We start from the raw sequence: 11,771 nt of genomic DNA on the forward strand, positions 1-11,771 counted from the left end.
CCGGTTTCCTCGCGAACAGATCAAGAACAACCGCAAGGTATGCCCAGCGTTTCCCGGTCCAGATATACGTCACATCGCCGCACCATACCTGGTTTGGCTCCGTTACAGCGAACTGGCGCTCAAGATATTCGGGATCGCAACGTGCGCCTGACCGCCACGCTTATACCTGTGCGTCGGCTGCTGACAACTGACCAGCCCCAGCTTTTTCATGAGCCTGCTTGCGAGCCAGCGCCCCATCCGGAAGCCTCTCTGGGTTGCCATGATGGCGATACTTCTCGCGCCAGCGGCACCATGGCTGATATTGTGCAGTTCATGAACCTGACTGCGCAATACCGTTCGCCTGCCGTCTGTCCTGTCAGGTCGACTTTCCCAGTATTTGTAATTGCTGCGATGAACCCTGAACACGTGGCAGAGTGTGGCCACAGGACAATGCGCTCTGAGTTTCCCGATTAACGAGAACTGTTTAGGGAGTCTGACATCAAGAGCCTGTAGCCTTTTTTAATATTTCGTTTTCCGTTTCAATGCGTTGTACCTTCTTCTTGAGCTCACGTATTTCGATTTGTTCCGGGGTTATAGGAGAGGTTTTTGGCGTTTTCCCCTGTCGCTCATCACGCAGTTGTTTTAGCCATTTCCTCATCGTAGGAAGGCCGACGTCCATGGCTTTTGCTGCTGGCGCGGCGGTGTAATTTTGGTCGACAACCAGTTGAGCGGATTCGCGTTTGAATTCAAGACTAAAATTTCTTCTTTTCATTGGCGCACCCGTGTTGTTCTGAGGTGAGCATATCACTTCTGTTCAGGTGGCCAAATTCAGTGTGCCACTACAAATTGATTGGCGCCCCACATGTCTCATCGCGTGGCGGTACTGCGTCGAGGGCAAATAGCGGGCATGGTTGTCAACGATGCTCACGCCCGTCGGCGCATCGGCGCACTAATAAGCGGAGAAACGCCATGCTAGGCCGGTCCAGGTGCCGTAACGTCGGCGCGAGGGTCAGACGCCTGTGCCTGGAAACGGGATTTACTCTGCTGGCTATTGAGCTGGCGCTTTTTATTGCCGGCCTGCTGCTATGGCTATTGGGGGTCGATCCACTAGCCTACTATGGTTTTATCGTGCGTAATGGACTGCTGGCGTCCGCCGGTTGGCAAGTAGCGCTAACGCGCACGGGGCCGCTGCTGCTGATCGTTGCCAGCTTGATGGTGGCGAGAATTTGGGCGGCGCCGGATAGTTTATGTTGGGCGCGGTACTGCCCTCGGCCATCGCACCGGCGCTGTTATTTCGCGACGTTCTCTTGGGGATCACCTTGTCTCTGGCGCTGCTGGCCGGGGTGCTGGGCGGAATACTGTGGAGCCCTGCTGCCGGCGATCTTAAAAATCTGGCGTAATATTAACGAAATTATTACCAGCCTTATGATGTCGTTTCTCGGCGTTTCGTTGGCCAATGTGCTGGTCAAATTGCTACTGGCGGATCCGGCGACAACCGTGCCGCAAACTTGTAACCTGTCCTGGGAACAACGATTGTTGATGCTGTTCGGCGGTTACGTTTCCAGCGGACTGTTGCTCGGTCTGCTAGCGGTGCTGGCGGGCGCGGTCGAGATCATCGCTATTCAGAACAATGTGCGTGCTGATTGGAATCCGGCCTACATTTTGGTTATTGTGCCGTTGGTGTTTCTGGTGTAATTCAACGGGTTTGGCAGTCTCGCTTTCGCTTTCGTGTTTTCGGTGCTCTCCATCTGCAGCGGAAGCGCGGCGCGGCGGATGGGCGTCTTCAACCATTTCACCTTGCTGACCGTCGCGCTACTATTAATTGTGCCGGGCTTGACCCGTCTGGCCGTTGCCCGACTACGGCAAGCGCTACGCCAGCGGACTCTGCGCAACACGACGACGGAGGCTTAGCGCCGGGGATGGAGACAAAATGAAAAAGTTAACCAGCGGTTTTATCACCTCCCTCCTCATGGGAGCCATCGTCGCCGGCATACCGCTGCTGTTGGCGGGGCGGGGGAACAACTGTCCGAAAAAGCCGGCGTGCTGAATATCGGGCTGAAAGGGGTGATGCTGGCCGGCGCCTGGCTGGGCTTCCTTGGTGGCCTGGCGTCACGATTCCATGGCGCTGGGCTTAGGGGCAGGGGCCGCAGGCGGGATGTTGGTGGCGGCGCTGATGGCGGGACTGTGTCTGTGGCTGCGGCTCAATCAGATAGTCATCGGTATCGCCTTGACCCTAGGCGCTGAAGGGCGGCACCGCGCTGCTGCAGCAAATGGCTTTCAACCAGAGTTATCCCCGCCTGGGCAGCATCAACAGCATCAGGCTGCCCTGGCTTGCCGAACTGCCGGTGGTGGGCAAAGCCCTGTTCGTGCAGCCGCTGGTGGTGTATTTGGCCGTCGCCTGCGTCCCGCTGCTGGCCCGGCTTTTATCGCGCCAGCAATGTGGGTCTGGCGCTGCAGGTGGCCGGCGATCGACCCGCCGCACTGGGGAGGCGGCCGCGGTGTGAGCGTGCAGGGGACGCGCACGCTGGCGGGATTGGGTGGCGCTTATATGGCGCAGGTCGGCGCCGGTATTTTTGTGCCGTTTATGACTCAGGGCAATGGTTTTATCGCCATTGTGCTGGCGATGCTGGCGCGCGGGCGACCGCTGTGGTTTTTGGCGGGGGCTCTTTTGTTTGGCGCGTGCCTGTCGCTGACCACTGCGCTGGGCGCCGTGTGGACGCGGGGCGCGCGATAACGTTGCCTTCCAGCTCCCGCGCGAGGAGGCATTGGCGGGGTGCAACAAACCTGGCACATTAACGACATGTTGCGCATCGCGCCCGATTTAATGTTGCTGGCTGACACCTGACAGCCGAGAAAGAGGGACGATGCATCGCTTCACAGCGCCCGGCAAGCGCGTTTTCATCAGTAACGACCCGAATCCCCAGAGGCGCAGGTTGTCGTTAACGCACCTTAAGCGGCGTGATAAGGGTTTCCAACCCTTCTATTTTTATCGCCAACGCCAGGCTCATAAGCTGGCCCAGGCGCCCTTCCGGGAACTCTCCTTTACGGGCAAACCAGAGCAGATAAGGTTTGGGAAGATCGATAAGCATCCGCCCTTGATATTTACCAAAACGGCATTGCGGTATTGGCAATGGCCACCAGATCCTCTTTTTCCATTTTCGCCCCCTTATGCGTCCGAAGAGTCTCCCAGAAGACGCATCATTTCCGCCTCATCCATCACCGGAATATTCAACTGCTGTGCCTTGGACAATTTGGATCCCGCCGCCTCCCCCGCGATGAGCAGATCGGTTTTGGCGGAAACGCTGCCGCTGACCCGCGCGCCGAGCGCGATCAGCCGATCCTTGGCCTCATCCCGCGACAGGCTGCTTAGCGATCCGGTCAGGACAATGGTTTTCCCGGCGAAGGGATTATCGCTCGCCGCGACGGGCGCTGCCACAGGTTCAGGCCAACGAATACCGATTGCCGGGCTCAACAAATCCTGGATCACTTCGATATTATGCGTTTCCACAAAAAAGTGGCGCACGTGGGTCGCGACAGTGTTGCCAATATCCTGCACGCCCGTCAGCGAATCAATATCGGCGGCAATCAGCGCGTCGAGCGTGCCGTAGGCGGCAGCCAGATTAGCGGCCGTGGCCTCGCCCACCTCGCGGATCCCAAGCGCGTACAAGAAGCGCGCAAAGGTGGTCTGCCGGGCTTTTTCCAACGCCTCCAGCAAATTTTGCGCCGATTTTGCCCCCATCCGGTCCAGCCGCGTCAGAATTTCTTTATTCAGCTGGAACAGGTCGGCCGGGGTTTTCACCAGCTCCTGCTCCACCAGCTGATCAATGATCTTATCGCCCATACCGTCGATGTCCATCGCCCGGCGGGAAACGAAATGCTTCAGCGCTTCCTTGCGCTGTGCGGCGCAAACCAGGCCCGCGGTGCAACGCAGCACCGCCTCGCCTTCCACCCGCTCGACGTCCGAGCCGCAAACCGGGCATTGCGTCGGAAACGCTACCGGCCGCGCCTCTGCAGGCCGTTCGGACGTGACAACGCCGACAATCTGCGGGATGACATCGCCGGCGCGACGCACAATGACCGTATCGCCAATCATCAGCCCCAGCCGCTCGACCTCATCAGCGTTGTGCAGGGTGGCGTTACTGACCATGGCGCCGGAAACCAGTACCGGCTCAAGGCGCGCGACCGGCGTGATTGCGCCGGTCCTTCCCACCTGAAACTCCACGTCGCGTACCCGGGTCAACTGCTCCTGGGCCGGAAATTTATAGGCGATAGCCCAGCGCGGCGCGCGGGCGACAAAGCCCAGACGCTGCTGCAGCGCCAGCGAGTCGACTTTAATCACCACACCGTCGATATCGAACCCGAGCGATGACCGCTCCTCGTGCACCTGCCGATAAAAATCCAGCACCGCCGCACTACCGGTGCAGCGGCGGACGCGATCGCTGACCGGTACCCCCCAGGCTTTGAACTGCTGCAAGCGCTCCCAATGACTCTCCGGCAACTCGCCGTCCTCCAGCAGGCCGACGCCATAGCAATAAAACGTCAGCGGCCGCCTGGCGGTAATCGCGGGATCCAACTGGCGTAAGGAGCCGGCGGCGGCGTTGCGCGGATTGGCGAAGACTTTACCCCCTTCCCGTTTGGCGGTCTCATTCAGCCGCAGAAAGCCCGCTTTCAACATGAAGACTTCGCCGCGGATCTCCAGCAGCCGCGGCAGGTTGTCCTGATCTTGCAAGCGCAACGGAATGGTGCGGATGGTGCGCACGTTAGCGGTGATATCCTCACCGGTGGCGCCGTCGCCGCGGGTGGCGCCCCGCACCAGCTCGCCGTTCTCATACAGCAGGCTGACCGCCAGACCGTCTAGCTTCAGCTCGCAGCAATAGGTCATGTCGTCGTCGCGCTTAAGCCTGTCGCGTACCCGCTTGTCGAACGCCAGAAAACTCGGCTCTTCAAAAACATTATCCAGCGACAGAATGGGCACTTCATGGCGCACCTGCCCAAAACTGCTTTGCGCTTGTCCGCCGACGCGCTGAGTGGGGGAATCGGCGCTCAGCAGGTCTGGCCGTTCGGCCTCCAGCGTGCGCAGTTCCGCCATAACCCGGTCATATTCACTGTCGGGCACTTCAGGGGCAGCTTCCACATAATAGAGGTATTCCCAGTGTCGCAGTTGCTTACGCAACCGCAGGATATGTTGTTCAATCATGTTCCATGATGCACCATCAGCAGCAAAAACCCCCGCAAGCGGGGGCTGAGAATAACGCTATTTTAGCAGCAACCGGTCGGTTCCGGTTAGCGATGACCGGCAAGATAAGTATAACCGCTGCCGGCCAGATGGATAAAAACGCTATGGGCAGGATAAGCCTGACTGTGACCGTTGCAGGCGAACGGTAGCCGGTGCGGACTCACCGCCAGGGATCGGTTTACCCGCACACATCAGACACCGGCATTCGCCTCCAGCACCTGACAAATGCGCGCTTTATAGCCGTCCAGTTTCTGCGGGGTCATCATCCGCCGCTCATCGTCAAGCACCACGCCGTTGCAATCATCGGCGATACGCTGGGCGGACTGCAGCATAAGCTTGAAGTTCTGATGGGCATCGCCATAGGAGGGAACCATCATGAACATGGAGATACCCGGCGTGGTGAAATCAGCCATATTGTCCGGGTTGAACGAACCGGGCTTGACCATATTGGCCAGACTGAACAGCACCGGCCCGCTGCCGGCAGGGTTGAGATGACGATGGAATATATTCATTTCACCAAACTGAAAACCAGCCTGCAGCACGCTTTGCAGCAATTCTTCGCCGCCTAATACCGTACCGTTATGGGCGGCGATATGCAGTACCAGCACCGTTTCTTTTTCCGGTACCTGGGCCGCTTTTATCGAACTCTCTTCTGCCGGGTCGGGCGCGCCGGCGTCGGCGGCAGGCGTCGATGACCGGTAATCTGTTTGGGGCGCAGCGGCGCGGCTGGCGGCAGGCAATGGCGGATCGTCGTCATCGCGTGCACCCATTTCGTCGCCGTCAGAAGCGACCTGTTCACGGGCAGGCATGGCAGGTTCGGCGGCACGGATTTGCGGCGGCTTGCGGTGGGCTCGGGGGGCATTGGAGACGGGCTGCCCGAAGCTATCCGCCAGAAGAGGATCAGAAGCGTCATCGCGTACCTCCTCGAGGGGGCGGCTGGCCGGGCGAGATAACGGCGCGTCGTCATTAAAACGTCCGATATCCGCATCGTCGTAGTGGCGCACGCGCGTGACGCGGACTTCACCCACCCCTTCATCCCGCTCAGACAGCGGCGGTTCGTCCTGATCCTGACGTTCTTGTTTCAGTCGTTTGGCCGGGCGGTCGCGAAAAATTGCCGAGCGCTCTTTACGGCTGGTCCAAAGACCATGTAAAAGTAACGCTATAATCGCGATTGCACCCACGACGATTAATATCAGACGCAAATCCTGCATCATTGGCATCTCAGCTGTTCTAATTCATTGCACATTGCACATTGCACATTGCACATTGCACATTGCATATTGCATATTGCACATTGCCATAGCGGCAAACATTTACTCTCTTAACTGTATTTGCCTGCGTAGGCAAGTGCAAGTCTACAGGGTACTTTCTGGCAAAAAGAGTTTGGCAAGTTATTTTTTTGCTGCTTTTTCAAACAAAATGAACCAAACGGCCGTTATTAACGCCGAAAACTGTGATCATACCCCTATCTGTTCGGACATAAATGGCGTAAAACACTATACAAAACGGGTTAACTTATCGCAGCGGGGTACATTATTTTTTCGCCGGCTGGCGTTTAATCATGCTGCTCGGCATTAAACGTTATGTCCTGCTGGCGTTATTGGTGAATATAGCGCTATATAGGAGGCGCCTTTTGGTGGCTGTATCGACAGTTGAGCCTGTGAATCCCGCGATTGATGGGTTACGTTCCCAATTGCTTGCATTGGCTGAATTGTCTCCTCTGGCCGTTATGCGTGCTGGAGGTTCTGCTGGTATTTGGTTATTTCTTCAGTACCGTGGCCAATGTGATTGGCGCGCCCTTCAGCGGTCTGCTGGCAGAACAACTGGAAACGCATCTGACCGGCCATGCCGGTCCGGACAGTGGGCTAATGGATCTGATGCGCGATACGCTGCGTATTCTGCACCGCGAATGGGTGAAGCTATGTTACTACCTGCCGCGGGCGCTGATTTTACTGGCGTTGCATTTTATTTCGGCCATTGGCCAAACGCTGGTGCCGGTGCTGTGGTTTTTATTCAACGCCTGGATGTTGGCCATTTAATATTGCGATTATCCCTTTAATAAGCATAGGGTCCCGTTTCCGACCATGCGCACCGCCCTGAGGCACCACAAGGTGGCGAATATGCAGTTCGGCGCGTTGGTAAGCGTGTTTACCCTGATACCGATCGTGAATCTGGTGATTTTGCCGGTGGCAGTTTACGGCGCCACGGCGATGTGAGTGGATAAATGCCGCGCCGGCTATACGGTATCCGGTTCTTAAAAACTTATGTGTTAATAACATTAACGATATATAATTCTGTCACTTCCACCCCTATGCGGAAAATCCTTTTCTTTCGCACCTGAACTATAGGACTGGTCATGAGCAAAATTTATGAAGACGAGTCACTGACTATCGGCCATACCCCGCTGGTCAGTTTAAATCGTATCGGCAATGGTCGCATCCTGGCGAAGGTGGAATCCCGCAATCCCAGCTTCAGCGTCAAATGCTGCATCGGCGCGAATATGATCTGGAATGCGGAAAAATGGGGTGTGCTAAAACCGGGCGTAGAATTGGTGGAGCCCAGCAGCGGCAACACCGGTATCGCTTTGGCCTATGTCGCGGCAGCCCGCGGCTACAAACTGACGCTGACCATGCCGGAAACCATGAGCAGCGAGCGCCGCAAGCTCCTGAAGGCTCTGGGCGCCAATCTGGTGCTGACCGATGGCCCGAAAGGGATGAAAGGCGCCATCGCCAAGGCAGATGGAGGTTGTCGCGACCGATCCCGCGCGATTCCTGATGCTGCAGCAGTTCAGTAACCCGGCCATTCACGAACAGACTACCAGTCCGGAGGTTTGGTAGGATACCGACGGCGAAGTGGATGTATTTATCGCGGGGGTGGGCACCGGCGGCACGATTACCGGCGTTAGCCGTTATCTGAAAAATACTTAGGGTAAGAATGTGTTCACGGTCGCGGTGGAGCCGACCGACTCCCCTGTTATCACCCAGGCGCTGGCCGGCGACGAAATCAAGCCCGGCCCGCACAAAATCCAGGGGATTAACGCCGGCTTCATCTCCGATAATCTGGACTTGAAGCTTATCGATCGGGTAGAAAAAATTACCAACGATGAAGCGATCAGCACCGCGCGTCGTCTGATGGAAGAAGAAGGCATTCTGGCCGGCATCTCCTCCGGCGCCGCCGTTGCGGCAGCATTGAAACTGCAGGCCAAAAAAGACTCCGCCAACAAGACTATCGTGGTGATCCTGCCCTCTTCCGGCGAACGTTACCTCAGCACCGCCCTGTTTGCCGATCTGTTTACTTCACCTGAAGTACAATAACGCCCGCTATAGCAGGTTTGTTGAAAAAAGCACCCTGACGGGTGCTTTTTTGTGGCTGGATCATACTTTCAACCCACCGCGAATTGATTTTGTTGGTTCTGTCTTGTGCTTAAGCGGACAATTATTTCGGATTATGAAATTAATCAGGCTATTTATTATACAGTCGACAGAAACGCTCGCCGGCCTATAGATTTTCGACGAAAAGCGACATAATGATTAATGTCAAAAGCAAGCATGCCCCTGGATGGCGTGATTAAGCAACTAATGCTGTGACGCCCTGTCAGGACGAGTAACACCTACGATTGCGCCACAGACTCCACGACAACCATATAGGCTAAAGTGAACCTTTTAGGCTAAACTTTAGCCCCATAACACTGATATCATCTAATAAGTTGGGGAAATAAAATGTACCAACAAAAAGTTACGATTACTGCCCCTAACGGTCTGCATACCCGTCCCGCCACCCAGTTTGTCAAGGAAGCTAAAGGCTTTAGTTCCGGAATCACCGTAACCTCCGATGGCAAAAGCGCGAGCGCCAAAAGCCTGTTCAAACTGCAAACCCTAGGCTTGACGCAAGGTACCGTCGTGACTATCACCGCGGAAGGCGAGGATGAGCAAAAGGCGGTAGAACATTTGGTTAAACTGATGGCAGAGCTTGAGTAATATACGGCCCGGTCTTTTAAGTTAACATGTATCATGAGTAAGGTAGGGTTATGGTTTCAGGCATTTTAGCATCACCGGGCATCGCTTTTGGTAAAGCGCTGCTACTGAAGGAAGATGAGATTGTCATCAACAGGAAAAAGATCACCGCGGACCAGGTTAAGCAGGAGGTTGAACGTTTTCTTGCCGGACGTGCCAAAGCTTCCGCGCAATTGGAAGCGATCAAAAGCAAAGCGGGTGAAACCTTCGGTGAAGAAAAGGAAGCCATCTTCGAAGGCCATATCATGTTATTGGAAGACGAAGAGCTTGAGCAGGACATCATAGCCCTTATCAAAGAAGACCTCGCCAGCGCGGATACTGCAGTCTATTCGGTGATTGAAACGCAGGCTAAAGCGCTGGAAGAACTCGACGACGAATACCTTAAAGAACGCGCCACCGACGTACGCGACATCAGTAAACGTTTACTGCGCAACATCCTCGCGATACCGATTATCGATCTGAGTGCCATCAGTGAGGAAGCCGTGCTGGTCGCGGTGGATCTGACGCCGTCAGAAACCGCGCAGCTGAATCTGGATAAAGTTCTGGGTTTCGTCACCGATATCGGCGGCCGGACGTCGCATACGTCAATTATGGCGCGCTCGCTGGAGCTGCCGGCTATTGTGGGAACCGGCAACATTACCAAGCAGGTCGCCAACGGCGATTATCTGATTCTGGATGCGATCAATAACCAGATCTATATCAATCCCGAACCGGCGGTGATTGAAGAGTTGAAAGCGCTGCAAAGCCAGTACGCCGCCGAGAAGAGCGAGCTGGCCAAGCTTAAAAATCTGCCAGCCGTCACGCTTGATGGCCATCAAGTCGAAGTCTGTGCCAATATCGGTACCGTGCGCGACGTTGCGGGCGCCGAGCGCAACGGCGCGGAAGGGGTCGGCTTGTATCGCACCGAGTTTCTGTTTATGGACCGCGATTCCCTGCCGGGCGAAGATGAGCAATTTCAGGCTTACAAAGCGGTGGCGGAATCCGTGCCCACTGGCTCTATTATCGTGCGCACCATGGATATCGGCGGCGACAAAGATTTGCCCTATATGAATTTGCCAAAAGAGGACAATCCGTTCCTCGGCTGGCGCGCTATCCGCATCGGGCTGGATCGTAAAGAAATGCTGCACGCTCAGCTACGCGCCATCCTTCGCGCCTCGGCGTTCGGCAAACTGCGCATTATGTACCCGATGATTATTTCGGTAGAAGAAGTACGTACCCTGAAGCAGGGACTGTCGCTGTTGAAAGGCCAACTGCGTGAAGAGGGTAAGGCCTTCGACGAAGGCATTGAAGTCGGCGTGATGGTAGAAACGCCCGCCGCTGCGGTTATCGCGCGTCATCTGGCACAGGAAGTTGATTTCTTTAGTATTGGGACAAACGACCTGACCCAGTATACTCTTGCCGTGGATCGCGGTAATGAGCTCATCTCTCATCTGTATAATCCCATGTCTCCGGCGGTACTGACATTAATCAAGCAAGTCATTGACGCGTCTCACGCTGCAGGCAAATGGACCGGCATGTGCGGCGAGCTGGCGGGAGATGAACGTGCTACACTACTGTTATTAGGGATGGGACTGGATGAATTCAGCGTGAGTGCTATCTCTATCCCGCGCATCAAGAAAATTATTCGCAATACCAACTTTGGCAATGCAAAGGCATTAGCAGAGGAAGCATTAGCTCAGCCAACAGCGGAAGAGTTGATGAATCTAGTCAACAAATTTATTGAAGAAAAAACGCTCTGCTGATTTCACGACGCTGACCCGATATAAATGCTTAGGAGAAGATCATGGGTTTGTTCGATAAACTGAAATCTCTGGTTTCCGATGACAAGAAAGACACGGGAAGCATTGAAATAGTTGCACCTCTTTCGGGGGAAATTGTAAACATTGAAGATGTTCCTGATGTGGTTTTCGCTGAAAAGATCGTGGGCGATGGGATCGCCATCAACCCCAGCGGCAATAAAATGGTCGCCCCGGTAGACGGCACGATCGGTAAAATTTTTGAGACTAATCACGCTTTCTCCATCGAATCCGACAGCGGCATTGAGCTGTTTGTCCATTTCGGTATCGACACCGTTGAGCTGAAAGGCGAAGGATTCCGCCGTATCGCTGAAGAAGGTCAACGCGTGAAAAGAGGTGGCGTTGTGATCGAGTTCGATCTTCCGTTGCTGGAAGAAAAAGCGAAATCGACCCTGACACCGGTGGTTATTTCCAATATGGATGAAATCAAAGAACTGGTGAAATTGTCCGGCAGCGTCGTAGTCGGCAAAACCCCGATCATCCGCATCCGCAAGTAGGCCCACGCTTTTCTTCCGTCCCCATCGCGGGCATAACGCTAACGGCCCTCAATGAGCGCCGTTAATTTTTTTAGCCGCGTCTTACAGCGATACGCTATTGTACAGGCAGCAGGGTCGCAAGAGTGTAGTGGCACACTGAATTTGGCCACCTGAACAGAAGTGATATGCTCACCTCAGAACAACACGGGTGCGCCAATGAAAAGAAGAAATTTTAGTCTTGAATTCAAACGCGAATCCGCTTAACTGGTTG

9 protein-coding genes and 4 pseudogenes are annotated in these 11,771 nt (G+C 55.2%); 9 read left to right on the top strand and 4 right to left on the bottom strand.

Annotated elements, in window-relative coordinates:
- Nucleotides 1-751: pseudogene (locus tag ACTBDU_RS13885) on the bottom strand (IS3 family transposase); the annotation flags it as partial.
- A 197-nt stretch (nt 752-948) separates the two neighbouring features.
- Here ACTBDU_RS13885 and ACTBDU_RS13890 point away from each other — a divergent pair.
- From ACTBDU_RS13890 to ACTBDU_RS13905, 4 genes are all read left to right on the top strand, one after another.
- On the top strand, nt 949-1,674 hold the full coding sequence (locus ACTBDU_RS13890) for a hypothetical protein (protein ID WP_438806867.1): 726 nt from the start codon (nt 949-951) through the stop codon (nt 1,672-1,674).
- A gap of 78 nt (nt 1,675-1,752) precedes the next feature.
- Nucleotides 1,753-1,890, top strand: coding sequence for a hypothetical protein (locus ACTBDU_RS13895; RefSeq protein ID WP_438806868.1), 138 nt, complete (start codon nt 1,753-1,755; stop codon nt 1,888-1,890).
- 359 nt (nt 1,891-2,249) lie between these two features.
- Nucleotides 2,250-2,483 carry a hypothetical protein gene (locus tag ACTBDU_RS13900; protein ID WP_438806869.1) on the top strand — a complete coding sequence of 78 codons (234 nt, stop codon included), beginning with the start codon at nt 2,250-2,252 and terminating at the stop codon, nt 2,481-2,483.
- The gene (locus ACTBDU_RS13905; RefSeq protein ID WP_438806870.1) at nt 2,480-2,713 is read left to right on the top strand and encodes a hypothetical protein; all 234 of its coding nucleotides are present in this window, start codon (nt 2,480-2,482) and stop codon (nt 2,711-2,713) included. The genes ACTBDU_RS13900 and ACTBDU_RS13905 overlap by 4 nt, the downstream gene beginning before the upstream one ends.
- Nucleotides 2,714-2,918: 205 nt before the next feature.
- Here ACTBDU_RS13905 and ACTBDU_RS13910 read toward each other — a convergent pair.
- The 3 genes and pseudogenes from ACTBDU_RS13910 to zipA form a co-directional block, all read right to left on the bottom strand.
- Nucleotides 2,919-3,135, bottom strand: a pseudogene (locus ACTBDU_RS13910) (DUF3820 family protein).
- A gap of 10 nt (nt 3,136-3,145) precedes the next feature.
- Entirely contained in the window at nt 3,146-5,176 is a 2,031-nt protein-coding gene (gene ligA, locus ACTBDU_RS13915; protein WP_438806871.1) for an NAD-dependent DNA ligase LigA, read from the bottom strand.
- Nucleotides 5,177-5,406: 230 nt separating this feature from the next.
- Entirely contained in the window at nt 5,407-6,429 is a 1,023-nt protein-coding gene (gene zipA / locus ACTBDU_RS13920) for a cell division protein ZipA (RefSeq protein ID WP_438806872.1), read from the bottom strand.
- Nucleotides 6,430-6,713: 284 nt separating this feature from the next.
- Here zipA and cysZ point away from each other — a divergent pair.
- The 5 genes and pseudogenes from cysZ (at nt 6,714) to crr (ending at nt 11,521) form a co-directional block, all read left to right on the top strand.
- Nucleotides 6,714-7,431: pseudogene (gene cysZ, locus ACTBDU_RS13925) on the top strand (sulfate transporter CysZ).
- A 140-nt stretch (nt 7,432-7,571) separates the two neighbouring features.
- A pseudogene (gene cysK / locus ACTBDU_RS13930) lies at nt 7,572-8,529 on the top strand (cysteine synthase A).
- 405 nt (nt 8,530-8,934) lie between these two features.
- Nucleotides 8,935-9,192 carry a phosphocarrier protein Hpr gene (gene ptsH / locus ACTBDU_RS13935; protein ID WP_438806873.1) on the top strand — a complete coding sequence of 86 codons (258 nt, stop codon included), beginning with the start codon at nt 8,935-8,937 and terminating at the stop codon, nt 9,190-9,192.
- Nucleotides 9,193-9,242: 50 nt separating this feature from the next.
- Entirely contained in the window at nt 9,243-10,970 is a 1,728-nt protein-coding gene (gene ptsI / locus ACTBDU_RS13940; RefSeq protein ID WP_438806874.1) for a phosphoenolpyruvate-protein phosphotransferase PtsI, read from the top strand.
- A 41-nt stretch (nt 10,971-11,011) separates the two neighbouring features.
- A complete protein-coding gene (gene crr, locus ACTBDU_RS13945) occupies nt 11,012-11,521 on the top strand; it encodes a PTS glucose transporter subunit IIA (protein ID WP_438806875.1) in 510 nt (169 codons plus the stop codon).
- The last annotated feature ends 250 nt before the right edge of the window (nt 11,522-11,771 follow it).

Origin of the sequence: Sodalis sp. (in: enterobacteria), from assembly GCF_051710625.1 — a bacterium.
Lineage (GTDB): Bacteria > Pseudomonadota > Gammaproteobacteria > Enterobacterales > Enterobacteriaceae > JBPESN01.